Annotated in this window: 24 protein-coding genes; 9 read left to right on the forward strand and 15 right to left on the reverse strand. The window is 40.7% G+C overall.

Annotated features, from left to right (window positions below; translation table 11 throughout):
• Position 1: 1 nt before the first annotated feature.
• The 4 genes from PAARA_RS08545 (at position 2) to lpxC (ending at position 4,293) form a co-directional block, all read left to right on the forward strand.
• Positions 2 to 781 (forward strand): cell division protein FtsQ/DivIB, encoded by a 780-nt coding sequence (locus tag PAARA_RS08545; protein WP_062568621.1) that lies wholly within the window; start codon positions 2 to 4, stop codon positions 779 to 781.
• Positions 778 to 2,010: a cell division protein FtsA gene (ftsA, locus tag PAARA_RS08550; protein WP_062568622.1), complete on the forward strand. Its 1,233-nt coding sequence runs from the start codon at positions 778 to 780 to the stop codon at positions 2,008 to 2,010. Before PAARA_RS08545 ends, ftsA begins: the two co-directional genes overlap by 4 nt.
• 21 nt (positions 2,011 to 2,031) lie before the next feature.
• Complete coding sequence (gene ftsZ, locus PAARA_RS08555) at positions 2,032 to 3,279, forward strand: cell division protein FtsZ (RefSeq protein WP_062568623.1); 1,248 nt, start codon at positions 2,032 to 2,034, stop codon at positions 3,277 to 3,279.
• Positions 3,280 to 3,381: 102 nt separating this feature from the next.
• Positions 3,382 to 4,293 (forward strand): UDP-3-O-acyl-N-acetylglucosamine deacetylase, encoded by a 912-nt coding sequence (gene lpxC / locus PAARA_RS08560; RefSeq protein ID WP_062568624.1) that lies wholly within the window; start codon positions 3,382 to 3,384, stop codon positions 4,291 to 4,293.
• 59 nt (positions 4,294 to 4,352) lie between these two features.
• Here the strand turns inward: lpxC and yjjG are convergent, their stop codons facing one another.
• From yjjG to PAARA_RS08575, 3 genes are read right to left on the reverse strand one after another with little or no spacing between them, the layout of a single operon-like run.
• Positions 4,353 to 5,027 carry a pyrimidine 5'-nucleotidase gene (gene yjjG, locus PAARA_RS08565; protein WP_062568625.1) on the reverse strand — a complete coding sequence of 225 codons (675 nt, stop codon included), beginning with the start codon at positions 5,025 to 5,027 and terminating at the stop codon, positions 4,353 to 4,355.
• Positions 5,028 to 5,038: 11 nt separating this feature from the next.
• Positions 5,039 to 5,578, reverse strand: a complete 540-nt coding sequence (yjjX, locus tag PAARA_RS08570; RefSeq protein ID WP_062568626.1) for an inosine/xanthosine triphosphatase — start codon at positions 5,576 to 5,578, stop codon at positions 5,039 to 5,041.
• A gap of 49 nt (positions 5,579 to 5,627) precedes the next feature.
• Complete coding sequence (locus tag PAARA_RS08575; protein WP_062568627.1) at positions 5,628 to 6,527, reverse strand: phosphoribulokinase; 900 nt, start codon at positions 6,525 to 6,527, stop codon at positions 5,628 to 5,630.
• Positions 6,528 to 6,693: 166 nt separating this feature from the next.
• Between PAARA_RS08575 and PAARA_RS08580 the strand changes: the two genes are divergently transcribed.
• Positions 6,694 to 7,563, forward strand: a complete 870-nt coding sequence (locus tag PAARA_RS08580; protein ID WP_062568628.1) for a hypothetical protein — start codon at positions 6,694 to 6,696, stop codon at positions 7,561 to 7,563.
• A gap of 64 nt (positions 7,564 to 7,627) precedes the next feature.
• Entirely contained in the window at positions 7,628 to 7,993 is a 366-nt protein-coding gene (locus PAARA_RS08585; RefSeq protein ID WP_062568629.1) for a hypothetical protein, read from the forward strand.
• A gap of 41 nt (positions 7,994 to 8,034) precedes the next feature.
• On the opposite strand, the gene PAARA_RS08590 is transcribed toward PAARA_RS08585, so the two are convergent.
• The 6 genes from PAARA_RS08590 to PAARA_RS08615 form a co-directional block, all read right to left on the reverse strand.
• Positions 8,035 to 10,605, reverse strand: a complete 2,571-nt coding sequence (locus PAARA_RS08590) for a M1 family metallopeptidase (protein ID WP_062568630.1) — start codon at positions 10,603 to 10,605, stop codon at positions 8,035 to 8,037.
• Between the two features lie 112 nt (positions 10,606 to 10,717).
• Complete coding sequence (locus tag PAARA_RS08595; protein ID WP_062568631.1) at positions 10,718 to 11,395, reverse strand: site-specific integrase; 678 nt, start codon at positions 11,393 to 11,395, stop codon at positions 10,718 to 10,720.
• Positions 11,396 to 11,497: 102 nt separating this feature from the next.
• Positions 11,498 to 11,848: a DUF2750 domain-containing protein gene (locus PAARA_RS08600; RefSeq protein WP_062568632.1), complete on the reverse strand. Its 351-nt coding sequence runs from the start codon at positions 11,846 to 11,848 to the stop codon at positions 11,498 to 11,500.
• Between the two features lie 17 nt (positions 11,849 to 11,865).
• Complete coding sequence (locus tag PAARA_RS08605) at positions 11,866 to 12,444, reverse strand: glutathione S-transferase family protein (RefSeq protein WP_062568633.1); 579 nt, start codon at positions 12,442 to 12,444, stop codon at positions 11,866 to 11,868.
• Between the two features lie 57 nt (positions 12,445 to 12,501).
• On the reverse strand, positions 12,502 to 12,783 hold the full coding sequence (locus PAARA_RS08610) for a peptidylprolyl isomerase (RefSeq protein WP_062568634.1): 282 nt from the start codon (positions 12,781 to 12,783) through the stop codon (positions 12,502 to 12,504).
• A 77-nt stretch (positions 12,784 to 12,860) separates the two neighbouring features.
• A complete protein-coding gene (locus tag PAARA_RS08615; protein WP_062568635.1) occupies positions 12,861 to 13,430 on the reverse strand; it encodes a glutathione peroxidase in 570 nt (189 codons plus the stop codon).
• A gap of 73 nt (positions 13,431 to 13,503) precedes the next feature.
• Between PAARA_RS08615 and PAARA_RS08620 the strand changes: the two genes are divergently transcribed.
• The 3 genes from PAARA_RS08620 to PAARA_RS08630 all read left to right on the forward strand — a co-directional run bounded on the left by PAARA_RS08620 (position 13,504) and on the right by PAARA_RS08630 (position 17,243).
• Positions 13,504 to 13,995 (forward strand): GNAT family N-acetyltransferase, encoded by a 492-nt coding sequence (locus tag PAARA_RS08620; RefSeq protein ID WP_062568636.1) that lies wholly within the window; start codon positions 13,504 to 13,506, stop codon positions 13,993 to 13,995.
• Positions 13,996 to 14,138: 143 nt separating this feature from the next.
• Positions 14,139 to 16,094 carry a hybrid sensor histidine kinase/response regulator gene (locus PAARA_RS08625; protein WP_062568817.1) on the forward strand — a complete coding sequence of 652 codons (1,956 nt, stop codon included), beginning with the start codon at positions 14,139 to 14,141 and terminating at the stop codon, positions 16,092 to 16,094.
• Between the two features lie 21 nt (positions 16,095 to 16,115).
• A complete protein-coding gene (locus tag PAARA_RS08630; RefSeq protein WP_062568818.1) occupies positions 16,116 to 17,243 on the forward strand; it encodes a response regulator in 1,128 nt (375 codons plus the stop codon).
• Positions 17,244 to 17,261: 18 nt separating this feature from the next.
• Here the strand turns inward: PAARA_RS08630 and queG are convergent, their stop codons facing one another.
• From queG to PAARA_RS08660, 6 genes are all read right to left on the reverse strand, one after another.
• Positions 17,262 to 18,395, reverse strand: coding sequence for a tRNA epoxyqueuosine(34) reductase QueG (queG, locus tag PAARA_RS08635; RefSeq protein WP_062568819.1), 1,134 nt, complete (start codon positions 18,393 to 18,395; stop codon positions 17,262 to 17,264).
• Between the two features lie 72 nt (positions 18,396 to 18,467).
• A complete protein-coding gene (locus tag PAARA_RS08640) occupies positions 18,468 to 19,685 on the reverse strand; it encodes a methyl-accepting chemotaxis protein (RefSeq protein ID WP_062568820.1) in 1,218 nt (405 codons plus the stop codon).
• 84 nt (positions 19,686 to 19,769) lie between these two features.
• A complete protein-coding gene (locus tag PAARA_RS08645) occupies positions 19,770 to 20,468 on the reverse strand; it encodes a glycerophosphodiester phosphodiesterase (protein ID WP_062568637.1) in 699 nt (232 codons plus the stop codon).
• Complete coding sequence (locus PAARA_RS08650) at positions 20,465 to 21,331, reverse strand: DMT family transporter (protein WP_062568638.1); 867 nt, start codon at positions 21,329 to 21,331, stop codon at positions 20,465 to 20,467. The genes PAARA_RS08645 and PAARA_RS08650 overlap by 4 nt, the downstream gene beginning before the upstream one ends.
• 87 nt (positions 21,332 to 21,418) lie before the next feature.
• Positions 21,419 to 22,945 (reverse strand): polyamine aminopropyltransferase, encoded by a 1,527-nt coding sequence (locus tag PAARA_RS08655; RefSeq protein ID WP_209438177.1) that lies wholly within the window; start codon positions 22,943 to 22,945, stop codon positions 21,419 to 21,421.
• The gene (locus PAARA_RS08660) at positions 22,935 to 23,753 is read right to left on the reverse strand and encodes a hypothetical protein (RefSeq protein ID WP_062568640.1); all 819 of its coding nucleotides are present in this window, start codon (positions 23,751 to 23,753) and stop codon (positions 22,935 to 22,937) included. Before PAARA_RS08660 ends, PAARA_RS08655 begins: the two co-directional genes overlap by 11 nt.
• Positions 23,754 to 23,763 lie beyond the last annotated feature (10 nt).

Here is a 23,763-nt window from a genome sequence, read left to right on the forward strand (position 1 = left end):
TATGCATCACTTTTTAGAAAAAGCACAACAGTTAAAGCAGCGGCTCAATTGGTCGTTGATCTTTGGCGTGAGCTTTTTTCTTATCGTGATTTTTAGTTTGATTAAAATCACTACCGGTGTGTCAGATTGGTTGGTTGAAAATAAAGATGCGCAAATAAAGCACTTAGCTGTACAAGGTGAGCCTAAGTATACAGATGAAAAGGCTATTATTAGCGCAATAAAAAAAGCCGACTTATCGAGTTTTTTTGAATTGGATGTTAAACATGTGCAACGCTTAGTACAAAGTTTGCCTTGGGTGGCGACGGCATCGGTCAGAAAGCAGTGGCCTGATACTATTCAAGTGTATGTGGTTGAGCATGAAGCGGTTGCACATTGGAATGATGATTTATTGTTAAATCAGTCTGGTGAAGTGTTTCAAGCAAGCAGTGATAAATTACCAAACACATTACCTAAGCTCTATGGCCCTGAAGGGAGTGAGGTAGAAGCATGGACGGCATTTGGTCAATTTAAAGCGATGCTAAAAGTGAATAATTTAGAGCTAACAAGCCTCGCGCTTTCAGAGCGTTTTTCATGGCAGCTGTGGCTTGATAATGGCATTCGCCTCAATTTGGGGCGTAAAGAAAAAGCAAAGCGTGTACAACGTTTTATAGATGTGTATCCGCGCATGGAACAACGTGTAGATGCACAAATTGATGTTGTTGATTTACGGTACGATACCGGTCTTGCAGTGAGCTGGAAGCCATTGCAAGAGGAACAATTAGAAAATAAGAGTAAGGCATGACTAAGTCAGCAGAAAGAAACCTAGTGATTGGATTAGACGTTGGCACCTCAAAGGTAGTGGCCACCGTTGGTGAAATCACCGCAGATAATAAACTCAGCATTGTGGGTGTTGGCAGCCAAGTTTCGCATGGTATGGACAAAGGTGGCGTTAACGACCTTAACCTTGTTTCTGAATCGATTCGTCGCGCTATTGATGAAGCTGAACTAATGGCAGATTGCCGTATCAGTTCTGTTTATTTAGGTATTTCTGGTAAACATATTCAGTGTCAAAACGAAAGCGGCGTGGTTGCGATTAACAACACTGAAGTCACTGATGAAGATATTGAGAATGTGATTCACATTGCACGTTCAGTGCCTATTTCGGCGGAACGAAAAATGCTACATGCGTTACCGCAAGAATACAGTATTGATATGCAAGAGGGGATTAAAAACCCATTAGGCATGAGTGGGGTACGTATGGAAGCGCGTGCGCACATCATTACTTGCTCAAATGACATGGCTAAAAACATAGAAAAATGTGTTGAGCGCTGTGGGTTAGAAGTTGATCAACTGATATTTACTGCATTAGCGTCATGCTATTCCGTTCTGACAGATGATGAAAAAGAGCTGGGCGTGGCTGTTATGGATATCGGTGGCGGAACGATGGATATCACCATTTATATTAATGGTGCGCTTCGTCACTCAGCAGTTATTCCGGTTGCGGGCAATCAGGTGACTGGCGATATTGCAAAAATATTTAGAACACCTATATCGCATGCTGAATCACTCAAAGTACAATATGCGTGTGCAAGCAGCCAAATGGCAAGCAATGAAGACACCATTGAAGTGCCGAGTGTGGGTGGTCGACCTGCACGTATTATGTCGCGTCATACCTTATCTGAGGTTGTTGAGCCACGATTTAGAGAATTATTTGAGTTGGCAATGGAAGAAATACGCCGCTCAGGTTTAGAAGACCAAATTGCTGCCGGTCTTGTCATAACTGGCGGGACGGCAAAAATGACAGGCGCAATGGAAGTGGCAGAAGACATTTTCCAAATGCCTGTAAGAATTGGCAAACCAATTGGGATAGTTGGTTTGACAGATTATGTTGATGATCCTTCGTACGCAACCGCTGTTGGTTTGTTACAATACGGCCGTACAATGCAATCGATGAATGCACAAAAGTCGAAAGCAGAAGGTGATAATAATTGGTGGAACCGTATTACGAAGTGGTTCCAAGGTGAGTTTTAAGACTCAAGTCGGAGAGTAAAGATGTTTGATATAATGGAACAGCACAGCGAAGAAGCTGTCATTAAAGTAATTGGCGTGGGCGGTGGCGGCGGTAACGCTGTTGAGCACATGGTAAAACAACAAATTGAAGGTGTACGCTTCATTGCGGCGAATACCGATGCACAAGCACTGCGTAATTCATCAGCAGATGTCACTGTACAGCTAGGTACGCAAATCACTTCTGGCTTAGGTGCTGGAGCCAACCCTGAAGTGGGTCGTAATTCAGCGGAAGAAGATGCTGAAACAATCCGTGCAAGCCTTGAAGGTGCTGACATGGTGTTCATCGCTGCAGGTATGGGCGGTGGTACAGGTACCGGTGCTGCTCCTGTGGTTGCTAAAATTGCTAAAGAGTTAGGGATCTTAACTGTTGCAGTTGTAACACGCCCGTTTGACTTTGAAGGTAAAAAGCGTGCCGCAGCGGCTGAACAAGGTATTAATGAATTGTCAGAAACTGTTGATTCACTTATTACAATTCCGAACAATAAATTGCTTAAAGTTTTAGGCAAAGGCACGACATTATTAGATGCCTTCGCAAAAGCAAACGATGTGTTATTTGGTGCGGTTCAAGGTATTGCAGAATTAATCACACGCTCTGGTCTAATCAACGTGGATTTCGCCGACGTACGTACTGTTATGTCAGCGATGGGCACTGCGATGATGGGGACTGCGTCAGCGTCTGGCCCAGACCGTGCGCAAGAAGCAGCAGAAGCCGCTATTTCAAGCCCATTACTTGAAGATGTCGATTTAACCGGTGCTAAAGGCATTCTAGTTAATATCACAGCAGGTATGGATATTGCGATTGAAGAGTTTGAGATTGTTGGTAATCACGTTAAAGCGCTTGCGTCAGAAAACGCAACGGTGGTTGTTGGTGCGGTAATTGACCCTGAAATGAGTGATGAGTTACGCGTTACAGTCGTTGCAACTGGTCTAGGTGGCGAGCGTCGTCCACAGTTTGGTATTGTTGATAATGGCTTTAAAAAAGCATCGGGTTCAGATGTGCAAAGCACAACAAGCCAATCGACTAGCAGCATGTACGTGCCAAGCTTTGCAAGCCAAGGTAGTAGCGACGATGTAAGCGTGTCAGCAGGTGTTGATAAGCAAGAATCTGTGAAGCAAAATACAGCAAGTAGTTCAGTATCAAGTAATACTGAAAGCAGCAAAAAGTCTGATAAGTCAGAAGGTGGCGATTATTTCGACATTCCAGCGTTTTTGAGAAAACAAGCTGACTAAGATTTTTTTATGGTATTTTGCCTGAAAAGTAAACAAATTTGGCAGTTGAGTGTATTTATGATACAATCCGCCGTCTAACTGTAACTATAAGTGAGCGAACCTATGATTAAACAGCGTACGATTGCAGAAGTAGTCAAAGCCATAGGAATTGGACTTCATAAAGGTGAGAAGGTCACTATTACTCTCCGACCTGCGAGCGCAAATACTGGGATTGTATTTCGTCGTGTGGACCTTGACCCGGTTGTTGATTTTGAAACAACACCTGAAGCCGTTGGCGATACGCAATTGTGTACCTGTTTAACAAACAAAGATGGTGTTCGTTTATCAACGACTGAGCACCTTATTGCTGCCGTTGCGGCAATGGGGATTGATAATCTAATTGTTGAATTAGATAGCTCAGAAGTGCCGATTATGGATGGTAGTGCATTACCATTTATTTACTTGTTACAAAAAGGCGGCATTAAAGAAGTAAATGCAGCTAAGCGCTTTATTCGTATTAAAGAAAAAGTACGTATTGAAGAAGGCGATAAATGGGCTGAAATAGAACCCTATGATGGTTTTCACATCGACTTTGAAATTGCGTTTGATCACCCAGCAATCAATGAAAGCCGTCAACGTATCGGTTTAGATATTACTACGCAGAGCTTCACTGAAGAAATCAGCCGTGCACGTACTTTTGGCTTTATGAAAGATATCGAGTATATGCATGCTAATAACCTAGCATTAGGTGGTAGCATGGATAACGCAGTTGTTTTGGATGACTTTAAAGTACTAAATCCAAACGGCTTACGTTATAGCGATGAGTTTGTTAAACATAAAATCTTAGACTGTGTCGGCGACATGTTTATGACTGGCCACAACATTCTAGGTAAAATCACGGCTTATAAATCAGGTCATGATTTAAACAATAAACTACTTCGTAAAATTATGGCGACTGAGTCAGCATGGGAATGGGCAACATTTGAGACCCCAGTGACTATGCCTGCACCAGGCCTAGAAGTAGCGACAGCTTAATCGCAAGCATATTACAGTTATAAAAAATGACGCTTTTAGCGTCATTTTTTTTGCCTTGTTTATAATCCAAGAATAGCTTCAAGCTCTACTAGCTGGTTGATTTGATAAGTTGGTTTAATATCTTCAGGTAGTAGAACACCTGGGTGTTGCAACCAGCAAGTATCGATACCCACATTGTAACCCCCTAAAATATCGCTGGCTGCTGTATCACCAACCATTAAGATTTGCTCTTTTGGCGGATTGCCCATTAATTGAAACGTGTGCTGAAAAATTTCAGGAGCAGGCTTTGCTTTACCTACTAACTCTGAAATAACGAGCCAATCAAACATATCTTGTAAACCTGTATGCTCTAGGCGTTTTTGCTGTAATTTAGCAAAGCCATTAGTAATAATGCCCAGCTTTGCATGTGGCTTTAACTTTGCCAACAACTCAACAGCACCAGGCAGTGGCACACAAATTGATGCCATCGCATCTAAAAAGCCATCGTTAAGAGTTTTAGCGGGAACATTGAGCTTGTTAGCCCACTGGGTAAAACGGGTTATTTGTAGCTCACTGGCAGTGATCTCATGCTTTTGATAGGCAATCCAAAGAGGTTTATTAGTGGCTTGGTAATGCTGATAGTCTGCATCAGTAAATTTTACGCCATAATTGGCGAACATCACCTTTAACCCTTCAAATGCATTAAAACTGAATAGGGTTTCATCGGCATCGAATAATACGTGGCTATACTTCATGGTTATCCTAACTACTGATTAAATAAGCTCGGGTGTAAAAATGGCGCCATTGCGAGTGTAAGCGCTTGTATATAGGTGCTTTCGCGGGTAGCAAGGTGATTGGTTAATAAGCCAATAGCGCCCCCTTGTTGTTTGATATTAACGGTGTTGAATGCCTCATCCATGACATCACCCAGTTCTTTACCGGCCAATAAGGCATCGTAAAAAGGTTGCGGTAAGGGGAGGTTACTACTGCGACCAACACTAAATTGTTGTTTATTTGCAATAACCACATATGCAAAGGTTGCTGCGCCATAACTAAACTGTTCTGCACCACCTTCCATTGCTGCATAAAAGTCAGCGTTAAAGTGAGTTTGGCAGTATTTTACGCGGTTTTCAGCACCTATACGGGTCTCATCTTCACCCAATGGCTGATCAGGCACATCGGAAGGGGCGTGTTCACCTTTGCATTCAATGATATGGTCTGGGAAGTAAAGGCTAAAGACATGTTTAGCTGCGTTAATTTTAACAGGGTTCTTTGAACCGACAATAACACGTAATATTTCTTTCAAGCTGACGACTCCATCATTGTTGGTTGAGTCAGCAGTGTACCCGAGTGATTTAAATCGGCAAGTCAACCGGGGCTAAATTTTCCAGTGCACGTTTTTTCAAAATGATGTCTTTGATTAGCGGTGTTAAAACAAGTTCCATCGCTAATCCCATTTTCCCACCTGGTACAACTAGGGTGTTTATACGTGACATAAAACTACCTTCAATCATGCGTAGATAATATGGAAAATCTACATCTTCAATGCCACGAAAACGGATAACAACAAAACTTTCGTCTAGTGACGGAATATCTTTAGCGCTAAATGGGTTTGAAGTATCAACCGTTGGCACGCGCTGGAAGTTAATATGTGTACGTGAGAACTGTGGTGTAATGTGGTTAATGTAATCGTCCATACTGCGCACAATTGAGCCCATGACGGCCTCGCGAGAGTGGCCTCGCTCTGAGGTATCACGGATTAGTTTTTGGATCCATTCAAGGTTGATGATAGGCACCATGCCAATAAGCAAATCCACATGCTTGGCTACATCATGGTCTTGGTCAACTGCGCCACCATGTAAGCCTTCATAAAAGAGGATATCGGTATTGGCTTCTAGGTCTTGCCAAGGAGTAAAGGTTCCAGGCAACTGGTTGTAAGGCACGGCTTCATCAAAAGTGTGTAAGTAGCGTCTAATTTTTCCTTGGCCAGTTTCACCATATTGGTAGAATAATTCTTCAAGTGCACCAAAATCGTTAGCTTCACGACCAAAATAACTTATGTGCTTGCCCTCTTGCTGTGCTTCACGAACTTTTTTATCCATTTCAGGACGCGTATAACGATGAAAGCTATCACCCTCGATAAAGGCCGCATCAATATTTAAGCTTCTAAAGATATGCTTAATGGCATTCGTGGTGGTGGTTGTGCCTGCACCAGATGAGCCGGTAATTGCGATAATTGGGTGTTTAGCTGACATAATTGTTCTCGTTATTAGTGAAGTCGTGTTATTTGCTCAAGCACTTAGTTAAAGTAACAAAAAACAAACACGCCTTAGTTATAAAGGTCGAGTATAGTAAGGTCAAGTGACTGGCCAATTAAATAACGCTATCATGAGCGAATAAAAATTAAAACGAGAGAGCAACATGAAATTAATTTCGCCTTTATTTTTTGTACTGACAAGTACATTTTTATCAAGTGCAGTGGATGCTGCGATGCCGAAAAGCGAAATATTATTAGCTGATCTGGATACACCTTATGGCATGAAGGTGTCTCGTATTACCGATGATACAAGCTATAACAATCAACCATTTTTGATTGACCAAGGTGTTTATTATACCCATGAAGTAATTGCTGAGCAGGGGCAATCACAAACTGACTTGTATTATTTTGATTTTGCCAGTCAAAGTGCCTTTAACCTAACCAATTCTCCTGTTAGTGAATATTCACCTACTTTAATGCCTGACAAACAGGCTTTATCAGCCATCGTAGTGGAAAAGGATGGTAAGCAAAAATTGTGGCAATACCCTCTAAAATCAGACCAACAAGCAAGTCGTATTTTTGAATGGATTGAGCCTGTTGGCTACCATGCATGGGGAGCCGACAATGATCTTGTTATGTTTATTTTAGGCGAACCACATACCTTACAATACACATCACTCGCTGCTGCTAGTCCTCAAATTATTGCCGGTGATATAGGTCGTACACTTATTTTTGATAAACACACAAACAGCTTTTTGTTTAGTTATAAAAAAGATAACCAGCATTGGTTGGCACGCTTTTCAGCTAAGACGAATGAAGTTGCCGATTTATTCCGACTACCTGACGCAGTACAAGATTTTACATTAGTGAATCACAACACAGTGGCGTATGCGGTTCAAAGCCGTATTTATAAACGTGACTTGAATGATGCAGGGGGGGTGTCGCAGTGGCTTGATTTAGGTCGTTATTGTGAAACCTCAATTACACGATTAAGTTATCATAATAGTAAGCTTGCATTTGTGTGCAATAAATAAGTAACGATTTTCAATAGATTACTGTACTGTGTTTATTATTGAACATTTTTAACAAGGCGCGCACTTGTCTTTATCCGCAGCACAACTTAGTGAACAGCTTATAAAATTAGGCTGTCGTAGTAATTTTAAAATAAAAAATATTAACGAGTTCATGCTTGCTCACTCCAAAGAGGCGTTTTATGTGCATGAGCAAAGTGGTCAGGCTAAATTAATTATAAGGCCTGCTTTTGAAGTGTTTAGCGCTGATTTTGAAGCTTTGGAAGGTATCTCTAGAGTTAAAGACTACTTTCATAGTAGTGAAATGACACGCTTCCCTACGCGGATTTATAAAAGTGCTCAGCCCATTCATTATGGTGTTGCTTTTAAAGTGACAACCACCCAAGCCGTTGAATTATTTATTAAGCGGTTAAGTGCTATTTTAGCACAATGAAAAGGGCCACAGATGTGGCCCTAATCTAATGTGGCTGGTTGTTAGCGTTTAAGAAAACTATTCACTGAGCTTAGCTCACGTTTCTTCAGTGCGATACAATCATTCACTCCTTCCTCTAACTTACTCAAAGTGCGAGCATAGCCAGGTTGTTCAGAGATTTTATCAGTAAAGAAGGTTTTGGTTTTTTCTAAACTTTTCGCATCACAGTTTGCGGTTGTGAAGAATGGCAAGTTTGGTATAAAGAACGGCGGTAAGCTCTTAGTGATAGCATCGTAATTATTGTAGATCCAATCAATGAACAATGCTTGGCGTTCTTTACCATAACTTAGGCCACCTAATAAAGTACGCATATCTGAGGCTGTTACTTCATCTGTTAGGCTATAATCTAATACCGCTTTTTGTAGCTCAGGCTTTCCGAAATACCCCATCGCAGCTAGCATTTTAGTACGTACTTGCGGATCTTTGGTTGTTTTAAAGGTTTGCTTGTACTTTTCAAGGAGCTTTGCATCGCCGTGATAGGCTGCCAAATTTAGGTAGGTTGAAGCTAAATATGGGTCAACATTTTCAGGGTTATTCAAATAAAGCGCTGCTTGTGCTTTTGCTGTATCAATCACTTTTTGATCTTCGCCATCAAAACCTAAACGGCTAATAACCTGTGCGCGTAATTGTGATACAGCAGCATCTTCATTTGCTTTTGCTGTTAGGCCGTATTGCTTCGCCGCCGGTGCAATGCTGTTACGGATAAATTTCGGCCATAAATCACGGTTGCTGTCATCTTCAAAGACACGTTTTTGCGACGCTAAATAACCAAGGGCTGTATTAGCAACAAGCGGGTGCGCATCGCTTACGAATGCTTCAAGAGTTTGCATTAGATTTGCAGCGGAAATAACGCCTGCATCTAATAGAGAGTCTACCGCCGAAAGAAGCGCTAGGCGCTCTCGCACGGTTAGCTTATCCGCTGCGTTGTCGAGTAGGGCACTAAACTGTGCGTCATCTAATAGCCAGCGGTAATAACCCATGGCGCCTTGATCTGGATAAATCCACTCTGGTTCAAAATCGAGGGTTAGCTGTTGTGTCTCTTTGTTCAGCAATATATTCGCTGTTTCAACTTTATCGCCTGCACCATATTTAATTGCCACCGGAACATTCCAAAGTTGTGCTGGCGCATCAACACCGGCATTCACAAAGCGGCTTTGGCTAATATTAATTTTCTTTCCGTCTTGGGTTACTTTGATTAGTGGGAAAGATGATTGTTCAATAAACGATTTTAATACACTTGCAACGTCTTTATTCGAGGCTTCGCCTAATGCTTGCCAAAGGTCTGCCGCTTCTGCATTTTTATATGAGAACTTCTTCAAGTAAGCTTGAATACCTTGCTGGAATGCCTCTTCACCAATCCAGTTCTCCACCATTGAAAGCACCGCACTGCCTTTACTGTAAGCAAGGCCAAGGCCATCCATGATGTCAGCTTCGGTTTTTATAGGCTTACGTATAGGCTTAGTACTTAAGCGTGCATCGAGTGCCATTACATGGTTTTGTGGTAAGTCTAAGTGTGACTCAAACTCAGGGTTGATTTGTGCGGTGATTTTCGCAGCCATCCAGCTTGCAAACGCTTCGTTTAACCATAAGTCATTCCACCATTTCATGGTGACTAGGTTACCGTACCATTGGTGAGCTAATTCATGGGCAATGATTGATACATTGCGCTCTTTTTTACTACGTGTTGCAGTGGCAAGGTCGACTAGAAGAATATCTTCACGGTAAGTAACAAGGCCTGCATTTTCCATCGCGCCAAATGGGAATTCTGGTACTGCAACTGAATCAAGTTTTTTATAAACGTAAGGGATGCCAAAGTAATCTTCCAGTGCTTTTAATACGCGTGGCATATTTTCTTTTGCGTAATCAGCAAGATGAATTTTACCTTGCGGCGTCAGTACGCGGCCAGGAATTGGCATGCCTTTAATTTCAAGCTCTTCAAATGGGCCCACAGCCATTGCGACTAAGTAAGAAGGAATAGGCGGCGTTTTATCAAAAAAGTGCGTTGTCATCTCGCCATCAACTTTGGTTTTTAATACTGGTGTGTTGGCATACACTTTTTGAGATGTGGGCGCTGTGATTGTTAGCTGGAATGGAATTTTATAGCTAGGCTCGTCAAATACAGGGAATGCACGACGGGCATCGCTCATTTCAAATTGAGTAAATAGGTAAGGCGTACCCTGATCAAGCGTTTTATATAAACCGACACTTTGACGGTTGTAAGGCGCTGTAAAATCAATTTTTAAAGTGTATTTACCAGGCTGAATTTTTTCATCACAGGTGAATTTAACTTTACCTGTTTTTAGCATTTCAGCACTAAGGTCGCAGTTCTCTGCACCTAAAATTTTGGCCATACTCACAGCGTAATCAATACCGTTTAGTTCGATATAATTCGTTGCTTTAAGTACTTCAAGGGCAATGTCGGTATGACCGGAAAAATTGTCTTTTGCAGGATCAAGCGTAAGTTTTACTTGTTGTGAGCTAGGCTTGGCAAGCTTTTCGATAACATATTCATTGGCGTGGGCTGAGCTAACAGCAAGTGCAACACTCACTGTTAATAGGCTTTTTAAGAACATAAGTATCCCTGATTTTTTGTTGTTAGAAAGGCACCTGCTATGAGGGGCGAAATACCATGCTATCAGGTTTTAATTTGAACAGTAATAAATAGTTAGTAACAAAGTTTGTCAGCTAATGATGGCGGTCGATGAAACGTTGCCAATGCAGTTGCGGGTTGATTTGTCGCACATTTTGTAGCACGGTGTTCAATAGTGGCATATCCGTAAAACGTTGCTCATTGAAATCTTTAAAACCAAGTAAGTAGTTAAAGGCATCTTTGCTGTTTGCTTGCAGTGCATGAATACGAATTTGTTGTTCAAAGTTGAGCCGTAAGCTACTAATCGCCGTTTTCATTCCTTGTTGGTCAACATTGGGAATAGCGCATTTTTGTAAATAACCAGCACGTTCACCTTCACCGGAAAACCAAATGCGTACTTTTTCGCTATAGCGGCCTGATTTAGCAGGTAAATCAAACATCAGCCGTTGTTGGTTTTGTTCGCTTAAAAAGTCTAAGTACTGATCAAGTCCAGCATTAAGTAGTGCATTGTGGATGGGCACATAGCGTGGTTTTATCTTGCCATGAGTGTGAAAATCAAAGCAGCGAACACCATCACACGTGACAATGTTATCAAGAGTTAAATGACCAATTTCATCGCTGTAGGCACCGGTGTAATAAGCGAACAAAGGCAGCCAAAAGTGCCAATGCTTTGCTTGCTCACGAGGAAGACGTTGGTCACTGTAGATGTAACCGTTATACAGGGTATGTAATTCCATGGCCGAAAAGGGCCGGCGACCGAGATGGGACTTCAACCTAATACCTTGATAATAAAGACGCTTTAAGGAGTATACCTGAACAACGTTTAGTTTCCAGCCTAACGACACTACGACATAGAGCATAGTGTCGTGATAAAATTAATCACAAAGTGCTTTTGCAAGTCCTACAGGCTCAATTTCTACACATACTTGGTCATCATTCCAGTTTAAACCAACCAGTGCATCATCTTCGTTTAGGTCTTCAACCCATTCATCAAGAAACTCATCAAGGCCAATTTCAACTGGCGTATAGTCTTGCCATTCGTCTTTGCATTGCGCCTTTGCAGCATCTTCGGTGCCCCAAAGTAATAGGACATCAGTGTCACTAAATTGGTTTGATTCACAGACAACAAAACCACCATCTTCAGCACCCAGTGCCCACATCGTTTCGTTGAGACGAACTTTTTCAACGAAGCTTACTAATTCTGATTCAATTTCGATATCGCTCATTTGCCTAACCCTTACCTTTATTTTCGTGGATCTGTTTGTTGTACCGCCGCTTTATCTGCGAATTGATGGTAAAAGCCAACTAAATTTTCTAGTTGGCTAAAATCAGTTAATTCGCGGAAGCGGATCCAATCTAGCAAGCAGTATAAACTGATGTTGAGGTATTCACAGCTTTTAAATACTGGCTCAGATAAATGATTATTTAAATAGGCTAATGTTTCAGCAATTCGTTCATTCTGTAAATTAAAAAACAGTGTGTCAGTGTGTGTGTCGAATCCTGAGCGTTGACATAGAAGCATTTCTACTAATGAGTCATTACAGGCATTAATGATGGTAAGAAAATTCTCTTGTCGCCAACTCAACAGTGGTTGATTGTTTTTTTCGAGTAGGTAGCGAATAATTGAATTTGAATCGGATAGGCTAAAGCCATTATCAATAAGAATAGGAATTTTTCTTGCGGGGCTATGAGTTATCATCGTCTGCCTATCTTGCTCAGAAAATATATCTAAATTTTTAAATACTAAAGCAAGTCCATTTAAATCAGCCCATATTCGAATACGTCTCACAAAGGGGGAGGTTGTTGAACCGAGTAATTCCATGACGATCTCCTGTCGAAAAAAAAGCCGCTGTGAGCGGCTCATTTGTTGGTATTTGTATCAATCTGTACGGCTGGTGACTTCAAGTAAGTGATAACCGAACTGAGTCTGAACTGGGCCTTGTACTTGGTTTACTGGAGCAGAGAATACCACTTTATCGAATTCTGGCACCATCATACCGGGTCCAAACTCACCTAATGCACCGCCATCTTGGCCTGATGGGCAATTTGAGTGAGCTCGTGCAAGATCTGCAAAGTCTGCACCTTGTTCTATTTGCTGTTTTAAGTCTAAACAGTGTGCTTCACTGTCTACTAAGATATGCCTCGCGCTGGCTACTGCCATAATTACTCCCCACAATGTGTGTTTTTGTGAATTAAATGAATAGTCTAGTTCAATATTTAACGAACGAACAATTAAATTTATTGTGTAGCTAGCGCTGTTTCTATAGCTTTGCGCAATTTCTCTGACTGCGGTTTGGTTTTGCTGTTAAAGCGCGTCACTGTTTTTCTGTCGGCGGAAACAAGATATTTATAAAAATTCCAGTTTGGTGAGCTAGTTACCTTATTTAAATGCTGGAATACAGGGTTTGCGCCGCTGCCTCTCACTTCACTGGTAGCGAACATGTTGAAAGTGACCCCATAGTTTATGAAACATACATCGGCAGTCTCTTTTTCATCATCTTCTTCTTGGAAAAAATCATCAGATGGAAAACCCAATATAACTAAGCCTTGGTCTTTATATTCTTTGTTTAGTGCTTCTAAGCCTTCAAACTGCGGGGTAAAACCACAGTTGCTTGCGGTATTAACGATTAGCAGTGGTTTATTTTTAAATTGGCATAGGTTTATCGTTTCTTTGGAACGAAGCTTCCGTAATTCAACATTAGTGAAATCATCACATTGTGCTTGTGTTGTGTTTGATGATGCGGGCGTTTGAGCTGCAACCTGAGTGGTTAGAAGAGTTGCACTAAGTAACAAAGCAAATTTATACATGGTTATTTCCTGCTAGTTTTTCCAATCGAATATACGCTAATATGCGCAAAAGTGATCACCAAATATTCGTTTTATGACTATTCGTACAGCAACCTATGATGATTTAGCGGCAATCGTCGCAATCTACAATGAAACAATCCCAGGACGTATGGTAACAGCCGATACCGAAGAGGTAACTGTTACAGATAAAGAAGCATGGTTTTTATCCCATTCTATTAATCGGCCTATTTTTGTATATGAACAAGAAGGAAAGGTTTTAGCATGGATAAGTTACAAGTCTTTTTACGGACGGCCCGCTTACGATGGAACTGTTGAAGTGAGCATTTATATTACCGCAAGTGCACAAGGAAAAGGGCTAGGTAAACGATTGCTGACATTCGCGGAGACCCATGCAAGCACACTTAAAATAAAAGTACTTTTAGCATTTATTTTTAGTCATAACCTACCGAGTATTAAGTTATTTAATCTATTTAATTATAAAGTATGGGGTGAATTGCCAAGTGTGGCAATTATGGATGGAAAACCTTACAGCTTAACTATTTTGGGAAAACATTTAGATTCATAGTTTGTTCATAAACTAATAAAAAAATACGGTGTAAATTGTGCTGCATCGATTTTTTTCGACTACGCTAATTAAGTAATATGATTAATTGGGCGTAGCGTAAAGTGCGAAAGATATTAATTGTTGATAGTAATAGTGTTTTAGCAATGCGAGTAAAGGTGTTACTAGAGCTCATAGGGTGTAGGGTTGAGCTGATACACTTTTCAATGGTTGATAATGCTGTTTTAGCGCAGCAATTTGACCTTGTTGCTGCTTCACACGGTGTACCAACAGATACTATCAAAAAGCTAATGGGGGTATTTTCTCAAGAGCATCTTTTACTTTTGGCACCTAAAGCACAGCGCAGTGATTTACTTGAGCATTTTAGTGAAATTAATCGCTTACTACCTAATGCGGTGGTCATATACCCTTTCTTTGCCAACAAAGAGATCAGCGCTCTATTAGAAGGCGTGCTTGAACTTGATTCCGATAATATCTTAAAACTTCCTACGGTTTTACTTGTTGATCACTGCCCTGAGCGATTAAATACGATCGCGCACAATTTAAAAGGTGCACATATTAAAACCTTCACCGCAGAAAATATATTCTCAGCGGTAGAGTTAGTGAACCAGCATGCAATTGATTTATTAATTAGTGACTTTACCTTTGAAGATGGTACAGGTCTTGAGCTATTTAATAAATTCAAAACATTGCAACCTAATTGCCGTTGTTTACTTTATACCTCTAAGCCCGATCAAGTCTCTATGGTTGCAGCCATTCGTCAAGGTGTTGAAGATGTTTTAATTAAGCCAATAGATGACAATAGCTTGCTGCAATCGGTCCATAAGCTTTGGCAAACTGAATTGTTAAAACGCCACAATGCAGAGTTGGTAGAGCGTCTACAAAACACGGTTGATGCATTAATCGAAAAAGACAGCTTATTACGTGTTATTTTTAAGCACACCCCCGATGCGATCATTCTATTTGATCGTAACGGTAAAATTATTGAGGCCAATGATGCCTGTGAGTCATTATTTGAGAAATCGTTAAAAGAGTTTGAAAATTGCTCGGTGTATGACTTTTTTGACTTAGCTTCGACTACACGTATAAAAGACAAGGTCAGTACACTTAATAAAAATCGTCAATTTAGTTGTGATTTAAAGGTACTGAAGGAAAATGGTGCATCGGTTCCATTGGTGGGCTCGTTCAATGAAATTGACCATCACGGTGAAATAGCACTTGCTGTCATCTTTAAAAATGTTACGCACCTGAAAGAGAAAGAAGAGCTACTTCTTGAAGCAAAAGATACCCTAGAAGAAGAAGTTAAAGCACGCACAGCCCAGTTAGAGCACGCAAAAAATGTCGCTGAAGCTGCCAATCACAGTAAGTCAGAGTTTTTAGCTAATATGTCTCACGAGCTTAGAACACCTATGCATTCTATTCTTAGCTTCGCACGGTTTGGCTTAGAAAAAGTAGCCAATGATGACCTCAGTAAAGAGAAGCTTAATAAGTATTTATCACGAATAGAGCAAAGTGGTGAACGGTTACTTTCTTTACTCAATAACTTGCTTGACTTATCTAAGCTTGATGTTGGTAAATTTCCTTTTAACCCGCAGAAGCATAGCCTGATGAATATCATAAAAACCAGTATTGATGATGTCTCGGGTACAGCACTTGAACGTAATATCACCATTAAATTAATTGCGCCTAATACAAACATCACCATTGAGTGTGATGAAGAACAAATTAACCAAATTATGCGTAACTTACTTGGCAATGCGCTTAAATTTAGTGAGCCCAATAGCGATATAGACATAAAGCTGGCGCTAAGCAATGGATCGGCTGAAATTGCAGTTGTTGATCGTGGTATAGGTATACCTGACGACGAATTAGAAAAAGTATTCGCAAAGTTCGAACAAAGCAGTAAAACCAATAGCGGTGCAGGAGGCACCGGACTCGGTTTAGCAATTTGCCGTGAGTTTGTTTTGCTACATCAAGGCACTATTGTGGCAAGTAACAACGAATACGGTGGTGCCACTATTTTAGTGACCCTACCTTTAGAAATTGACTTTCCTCAGCATTTAACAAATGAAGAGCGAGTGCAAAGTAATTATGAAGCTTAATTTAAAATGGAAGAGGGTGAGATGGCCTTAAAACGAATTTTAGCAGTTGATGATGAGCCTTTTAATTTAGAGATCATTGAAGAGATCTTAGAAGAGCTCGATTTTGAATTAAAAATGGTTAATAGTGGTCCAGAATGCTTAGCTGTAGTTGAAGAGTTTGACCCACAAGTTATTTTACTTGATGTGAGTATGCCGCAAATGAGTGGCTATGAGGTATGCCGAAAGCTTAAAGAAAATCCAAACACAGCAAATATTATTGTTATGTTTGTGTCGGCAAGAGGCACAGTTGAAGAGCGTATGGAAGGGTATTCTGTTGGTGCCGAAGATTATATTGTGAAGCCATTTGGGCATGAAGAATTAAAACTGAAGCTTCAGCATCTACACCAAGTACTGATTGAAAAAGAGTCCTTAGAACAACAAGTCGAGGATGCAACATCGACAGCGTTTAACGCGATGGCAAATAGCAGTGAGATGGGGCAAATTGTTAATTATATTGAACATATTGGTTCTATTGATAATGAACAAGAGCTAGGAAAGGCATTGCTCCACTGTTTAAGCTCATTTGATTTACAAAGCAATGTTGAGTTTCGTCTTGATTCGGGGGTAGAGCATTTTTCTGTAACAGGGATATGCTCACCTATTGTGGTTGAACTGTTTGAAATGCTAAAAAATAAAGGCCGCTTACATGAGTTTTCGAGCCGCATTTTAGTGAACTATGAAATGATCAGTTTATTGATTCTCAATATGCCTGAACAAGACCCTGATAAGCATGGCCGAATTCGAGATCATATTTGTTTTTTGGTGAGTGTTACCGAGCAACAGCTTAAAGCGATTATTACTAAAAAAGAGCTTATTCGTCAGCAACAGCAATTAAATGACGCGGTGGGTAAAGTACATAGTAAGTTTCGTGGTTTGATTGAGCTATTAAATGAGAACCGTCTCAATAATGAAGCTGTTTTTAAACAACTACAGGAAGACCTTGAACAGCGAATACCAACAATGGGCCTTGATGAAGACCAAGAGGTTTTCATTTATCAAAAAGTTGATGAAACGATTCAAAACTCAGTTGCACGTGAAGAGTCAGTACAAGGTGTTAAAGCGGCATTTAAAGAAATTGAAGCAGATTTATCCTTGTTACTGAAAAGCTAACATTTATGACGTAACGTACTAGGCGTCTCGTGGTAAGCCTTTTTCTACAATACGAATTAGTCGCGCTGTTTTACGTAACTGTTGTTGGCGCTTATGGGTCTGTTGATCAAGCGCCCATTCAATATGCTCTTTTACAAGTGAAGTTGCGCTTTTAAGCGCATCGCTTAATGTTGCCACTATTTCTTCGTTATATTCAGCATTACCTAAGCCTACAGCGAGATTTCTCTGCCATCGCTGGTGGCCTATTCGTCGGATAGGACTGCCTTCGGTATTTTTAAGAAAGGTTGCTTCATCCCAAGCAAAAAGAGTTAACAGGTCTTGATCTTTTAATTGCTTTCGCGGGTGAAAATCAGCTTCATCCGTTATTTGACCATAACGATTCCAAGGGCAGACGAGCTGGCAATCGTCACAGCCGTAAACCCGATTACCGAGTAAAGGACGGTACTCTTCAGGGATCGCACCCTGTAGCTCGATTGTTAAGTATGAAATACATTTACGAGCATCCACTACATAAGGCTCTACAATCGCGCCTGTAGGGCATAATGTCATGCAAGCGACACATTTACCACAGCCTTCAAAGGTGTTTTCCTCATCGATAGGCAGTGGAATATCAACAAATAACTCACCTAAAAAAAACCAAGAGCCCGCCTCTTTATTGATTAACAAACTATGCTTACCTCGCCAACCTAAGCCTGCTTTTTCAGCAAGTTGCCTTTCAAGTACTGGCGCAGAGTCGACAAATGGGCGAAACCCTAGCTCGCCAACATGCTGCTCAATCTTTTGGCCGAGCTTTTTTAGGCGATTACGAAGTAGCTTATGGTAGTCCCGACCCAAGGCATAGCGGCTGATGTACGCTTTGTTTGTTTGCTTTAAGTTTTTTGCAAAGCTGGCATCGGGGGGCAGGTAATTCATTTTAACTGAAATGACTCTTTGTGTGCCGGGGACTAATTCAGCAGGGCGAGCACGCTTCATACCATGGGCAGCCATGTACTCCATCTCACCATGATAACCTTTATCTAGCCAGCGCTGAAGCTGTGTTTCATGCTTAGTGAGATCGATATCGGTGATCCCCACTTCGGCAAAACCAAGGTCTTTACCCCATTGTTTAATTTGCAAAGCGAGTTGTTGGTAATCGGTAGTAGGAGTTGTCACAGTCAATAAAAAAGTAGCCAAGAAGTGGCTACTTTACCATAAATAGTTAAAACAAAAGAGCTAAAACAGACCTTAAACAAAGCGTTTTAATTGTTGTAGTGTTTGTTGACTTAGTAAATGTGATTGCTCACAATCAGCCAGTGACTCATCTATTTGCTGTTTCGCTTGTTCACCTAATGTCACAATTTGTTCAACACTTTGATGAGTTTGTGTTTGTGTTTGTTCCAGTAAATGTACTGCACTGACTATTTGTTGTAATTGCTGCTGATTTTGCTCAAATTCGCCAAGCATATTACTAAACCCTGCAGAGGTATCACTGATCGCTGTTTCTGCATCGCTAGAATGACTAATTAACTGCTCAGACTCTTTGTTTGTTTCATTAACTAATGTATTCATTTGATTAATGAAGTCACTTATTTGACGAGTCGCATCATTCACTTTTACTGAAAGTGTTCTCACTTCATCTGCAACCACAGCAAAGCCTCGTCCAGCTTCGCCAGCGCGTGCCGCTTCAATGGCTGCATTTAATGCAAGTAAATTAGTTTGATCGGAAAACTCTTCAACCATTTTTAAAATAGCGCGAATATTTTCACTGTTTTCTTTTAAACCTGAAATAGTCGCTGAGAAGTTAGCTAAAATCTGGCTAATCATCGCAACCTTATTTACAAGTGCAGAGAGCTCTGTAGCTGAATTTTTTACAAATGCCAGATGCTCACTATTAATCGTATGTACACTGTCTGTGTTAGCCGAAATATGTTCTAAGCTTGAAGTAATTTGGTTACTTGAATCAGTAATTGTATGGCTAAATTTAATCTGCTGATGGCTAATCTCTGCTGTCTGTTGCATTGATTGAGTCATCTTTGAACTGCTGTCAGCACTGGCTTGCGCACTTTGATAAGTTGTCGCAAGTAGCTCACCTAAGTGTGCCGTAAAGGTATTGTATTGTTCGCTGAGATCTCTGAATTCATCAAATGTGAAGTGTGGTAACTTAGCAGATAAATCAGCATCATGGCGGTTAATGTGCGCTAGTGTGTCACGCATGGCTTGGACTGGGCGTACAATTAAAAAACGCATATAGAAAATCGTAAAAATAAAGCTCGCGACGATGATAAGTGCCATTAACCAAAACAAGCTCATGCTTGCTTGTTGCTCTGAAAGGCTATTGTAAAGCCAGATTAAAGTGATCGCCTGGAATGCAAACACGAATCCTAAATTACCGACAATTTTACGCGTTAAGGTGTAAAAGAAAGTCTGTTCGATAAAATTATACATGCGCATATAGCTACTCATTAAGGTGTTGTGTTGATTCATTTGGACGTTTCTTAGTCTTGTTCAATGCCACTCAATTCAACAGTATAGCTTACTCTTGCTGAGTTACAGTGATTGAAGTGTCATTTGTGTATGACAGGGGAAATTGGTAAAAATACCATCCACGCCATAACTTAACATTAATTCAATATCTTCTACTTTATCGACCGTGTAAGCATAAACTTGAAGGCCTCGTTGTTTTGCATCTGCAACAAATTCATGGTTTATAAAGTTTTTATCTATATGAATGCTGTAGGCATGCAGTTTTTGAGCAAATTCACTGTAATTGATTGGAATTGAAGCCGTAAGAGCGCCAATTTTTACCCATGGTAACTTTTGTTTGAGCCACATGAGTTGATGATGATCAAAAGATGATACCAAAATATTATCTCTTGATATTTTTCCAATACTAATATTTGACTCTACCATCTCAACAAACTTATCTAAAGAAAAAGTGTGTTTTAGTTCAAGGTTTAAAAGCGTTTTATCTTCTACCCAGTCAATGGCATCTTGCAGACAGGGAACAACTTCTCCGTTACCTGCATCATATTGTTGAATTTGCTCTTTTGTGCAGGCATTTACTTTACCGCGACCAGAGGTTGTGCGATCGAGCCAAGTGTCGTGAATGATCATGTAATCATCAAGGCAGCTCTGTACGTCAATTTCGATACCATCTACTGCCAAATCTACTGCGGCAATAATGGCGCTTTTGGTATTTTCTGGATAGGTACCACTGGCACCTCTGTGAGCGAATACTTTCATCATTGCTTATGTTTCCGAGTCACTGACCATGTTTCATAAAAAGCGGCACTAATCACTAATGTACCACCAATAAGTGTGCTAATTGTAGGTTGCTCATGCAAAATTAAAAAAGCGAAAAACGTACCGTATAAAGGTTGCAAACAAGATATTAAACCAGCGGTTGAAGCGGATAAATGTTTTAAGCTTGCTGCAAACAGTGAATGCGGTGCTGCTGTAAAAATAACCCCTACGGTAATTAATAGCAGCCAATTTATTGTATCAACTTGTAATGGTGGTACTTCGACAAACGCGCATAACATAATACACGCGATCCAAGTTTGATAAAGCATGGTTTGTGGGCCGCTATATTGGCTAAAGTAACGCTTATGCACAATATTTCTAAAAGCAAAAAAACACGCTGACAAAATACCAATGGCAATCCCTAGAGTCACATCATTTCCTAAGCTGGCATCAGGAATGAGTAAGTAAATACCCAACATCACCACCAAGGCACTTGCTATATCTTTGAGTTGCGGTTTGCTGCCATGAAAAAAAGGCTCTAAAAATACCGTAATCACAGGGTAAGTAAAAAAGGCAATCATACCCACTGCAATCCCTGCCAATTGCATACCAGCAAAGTAGGTGAGCCAATGAACTCCAACCGTGATGCCAAGCAACAAGGCAATTAGGTAATCACGGCGAGAATGAAGCTTAATGGCTTTGTGTTGAATTGTGAGTAAAATCAGTAAGGCACAGCCTGCAATCGCTGTTCTATAAACGGTAATATCTAATGCACTTAGGCTGACCAATTTGGCAAATAATGCGGTGCCACCGAATAGTAGCACTGCAATGTGTAAGTACATAAGGCTCTGTTTGTGCGCCTGCATTACAAACCTTATTTTTGTTGTTATTAACTCTCTTTGTAACGGTAATCCTTTACTTTGTAAACTCCCTAAATAGGCTAATCCATTCGGTTAGTTCCAATATTTCCAACCTTGCAAGTAATAGTGGAGCACATTAGGCTCATCAAGCGTCGATACTTTTTCATTGTTAGCGCTAATATCGGGGGAGAAAATAAACAGTTGAGCATCATTTTCTGGACGATAAAAGCGAGTGTTAACAGGCAATAACTGGTGGTTACTACACATCAGATTACACGCCATGACAAAGCCCCATTCACCAAACGACGGTACGTTCAAATGATAAGGCAAAGTATGGGCGAAGCCTGCTGCATTGAGCGTATTGTTGATAGACCAAAATGCCTGCTTCGCAAAAAACGGGCTCGTTGCTTGGGTCACAACAATGCCATTGTCAGGCAAGCTAGCTTTTACTAATTGGTAAAATTGTTTGCTGTAGAGTCGTGCTAAGTTAATCGCCTTAGGGTCAGGTAAATCAATAAAAATGATATCGAACAGTTGCTTGCCTTGCTCAATAAACACATAGGCATCTTGGTGAATAACTTTAACCTTTGGATCATTTAGCGACTGTTGATTAAGGGTTGTTAAGTTGTGATTAGTCCTTGCAAGCTTGGCAACAGCAGGGTCTAAATCGACAAGGGTGATAGACTCTAGTTGCGGGTACTTCAAAAGCTCTCTAGCTGCTAAGCCGTCACCACCGCCTAAAATTAGAATTCGTTTTGCGTTGCCATGGCGCACCATAGCTGGATGAATAAGCGCTTCGTGATAGCGATATTCATCAATCGATGAAAATTGTAAGCCACCATTTAAATAAAGCCGAATATCATCTTTATGGCGAGTCAGAACAATTTGTTGATAAGGCGTTTGCTCTGAGTGTATGACACGATCATCATAGATTTGGCTTTGCCAAAGGTGGGTGAGTTGTTTACTAGCAAATAAACAAAGCACCAATATGAGACTAACTAAAATGAGCGTGAACCTTAGCACCTGTCGACGATGAGTGCTGATATGGTCAATAAAGTACCACAGCAATAACAGCGCAATACTTAAGTTCATTAGGCCAAAGCTTAAGGCTGTTTTAAATACCCCCAGCCAAGGTAAAAATAGAAAAGGGAATAGTAAAGTTGCGAGCAGGGCACCAAAGTAGTCAATTGATAGTACATTGGCAAGGTTTGCTTTTAGCGCATAGTGCTTTTCCATTAAGCGACTTAACAGTGGAATTTCTAAACCAATTAAAATACCTATTAAGGTGGTGAGTAAAATACTAATCGCTTGTAGTGGTAAGCCATACGCATAAGCGAAGTATAGTAATGGCACACTCAAGCCACCTAGTAATGCTAGTAGTAACTCAAAACCGATAAAATAAACCAGCAATGGCTTATCAGGCACGAAGCGAGAAAAATAAGAGCCAACCCCCATTGCCGCCATATACACGCCAATTGTCAGGGAAAATTGGGTGATGCTATCACCTAAAAAATAGGCGCCAGTGGTCGCAATTAATAATTCATAAATTATAGAGCAAAGACCGGCGACAAAAATACTAAACAGTAAAATGTGGCTTTCGCGAATTGACTTACTTACCACCTGGGCCGCCTCGTGAACGGAAACCTGCGCTGCCAATACTTTGCTCACGTAATTGTTTATCAACGTTTATATTGAAGTGGTGATATGAATAAACTTGCCAATCGTGCTCATCATCGCCTTTGCTATAAGCCAACAAAGATGCAACTAGCACAGGCACGAAAAACAACAATGCAATTGGCCAAGCTGGGATATGGGTTTCCATTGCTTTCATAGCCTCTGGGCTTAACGTGTTGATTGGTTTATAAGTAAGTTCAGAGTTTTTTCTCTTTGCGCCAAGTCGATGCAAAATAACAATGAAAGAGAAGCCTGCTATTATGCCAGTGATCCAAAGTAGAGGGTCGATGAAGCTGATGTTGCCTTTGATTGGAATGATGCGAAATGTATAATTGAAATGCTTAGCGCTATTACTGGGGCCAAAGCTACTGCTCACATATGCACTATATTGGCCTTTTTTAGGGAAGTGCACATCATGATAAGCCCTGCTCTTATATTCTCGCCATTCACCTTCAGAATCACGCCCTGATTCAGCCCATAGCTCATCAGAATAACTAAATAGATAGTTGCCTTCAGGGTCAAAAATTTCCATATCAATGGCTTTCCATGAATTTAAAGGCAGGCTACCTGTTATTTCTAAACGCATCATTTGGCCATCTTCAGGCACTGTAAATAGGTAGGCTTTGTCTTGTCCATCGTAGTCTTTAAAATTACCATCTTGGCCACTGATTAGGGGCGTCTGTAGGTCTGAACGTATTATTAAGCAGGCCAAAAATGTGATGGCAGCGATAATACAAAGCTTATAGATGTTCATCCGTTACTCC

It is taken from the genome of Pseudoalteromonas arabiensis, assembly GCF_001550155.1.
Classification (GTDB): Bacteria; Pseudomonadota; Gammaproteobacteria; order Enterobacterales; family Alteromonadaceae; genus Pseudoalteromonas; species Pseudoalteromonas arabiensis.

What these genes read in the sequence shown, in the direction of transcription:
- PAARA_RS08545 (WP_062568621.1), top strand. Translation starts at nt 2, where the DNA reads ATGCATCACTTTTTAGAAAAAGCACAACAGTTAAAGCAGCGGCTCAAT.
- ftsA (WP_062568622.1), top strand. Translation starts at nt 778, where the DNA reads ATGACTAAGTCAGCAGAAAGAAACCTAGTGATTGGATTAGACGTTGGC.
- ftsZ (WP_062568623.1), top strand. Translation starts at nt 2,032, where the DNA reads ATGTTTGATATAATGGAACAGCACAGCGAAGAAGCTGTCATTAAAGTA.
- lpxC (WP_062568624.1), top strand. Translation starts at nt 3,382, where the DNA reads ATGATTAAACAGCGTACGATTGCAGAAGTAGTCAAAGCCATAGGAATT.
- yjjG (WP_062568625.1), bottom strand. Translation starts at nt 5,027, where the DNA reads ATGAAGTATAGCCACGTATTATTCGATGCCGATGAAACCCTATTCAGT.
- PAARA_RS08575 (WP_062568627.1), bottom strand. Translation starts at nt 6,527, where the DNA reads ATGTCAGCTAAACACCCAATTATCGCAATTACCGGCTCATCTGGTGCA.
- PAARA_RS08580 (WP_062568628.1), top strand. Translation starts at nt 6,694, where the DNA reads ATGAAATTAATTTCGCCTTTATTTTTTGTACTGACAAGTACATTTTTA.
- PAARA_RS08590 (WP_062568630.1), bottom strand. Translation starts at nt 10,605, where the DNA reads ATGTTCTTAAAAAGCCTATTAACAGTGAGTGTTGCACTTGCTGTTAGC.
- PAARA_RS08600 (WP_062568632.1), bottom strand. Translation starts at nt 11,848, where the DNA reads ATGAGCGATATCGAAATTGAATCAGAATTAGTAAGCTTCGTTGAAAAA.
- PAARA_RS08605 (WP_062568633.1), bottom strand. Translation starts at nt 12,444, where the DNA reads ATGGAATTACTCGGTTCAACAACCTCCCCCTTTGTGAGACGTATTCGA.
- PAARA_RS08610 (WP_062568634.1), bottom strand. Translation starts at nt 12,783, where the DNA reads ATGGCAGTAGCCAGCGCGAGGCATATCTTAGTAGACAGTGAAGCACAC.
- PAARA_RS08615 (WP_062568635.1), bottom strand. Translation starts at nt 13,430, where the DNA reads ATGTATAAATTTGCTTTGTTACTTAGTGCAACTCTTCTAACCACTCAG.
- PAARA_RS08620 (WP_062568636.1), top strand. Translation starts at nt 13,504, where the DNA reads ATGACTATTCGTACAGCAACCTATGATGATTTAGCGGCAATCGTCGCA.
- PAARA_RS08625 (WP_062568817.1), top strand. Translation starts at nt 14,139, where the DNA reads ATGCGAGTAAAGGTGTTACTAGAGCTCATAGGGTGTAGGGTTGAGCTG.
- PAARA_RS08630 (WP_062568818.1), top strand. Translation starts at nt 16,116, where the DNA reads ATGGCCTTAAAACGAATTTTAGCAGTTGATGATGAGCCTTTTAATTTA.
- PAARA_RS08640 (WP_062568820.1), bottom strand. Translation starts at nt 19,685, where the DNA reads ATGAGTAGCTATATGCGCATGTATAATTTTATCGAACAGACTTTCTTT.
- PAARA_RS08645 (WP_062568637.1), bottom strand. Translation starts at nt 20,468, where the DNA reads ATGATGAAAGTATTCGCTCACAGAGGTGCCAGTGGTACCTATCCAGAA.
- PAARA_RS08650 (WP_062568638.1), bottom strand. Translation starts at nt 21,331, where the DNA reads ATGCAGGCGCACAAACAGAGCCTTATGTACTTACACATTGCAGTGCTA.
- PAARA_RS08660 (WP_062568640.1), bottom strand. Translation starts at nt 23,753, where the DNA reads ATGAACATCTATAAGCTTTGTATTATCGCTGCCATCACATTTTTGGCC.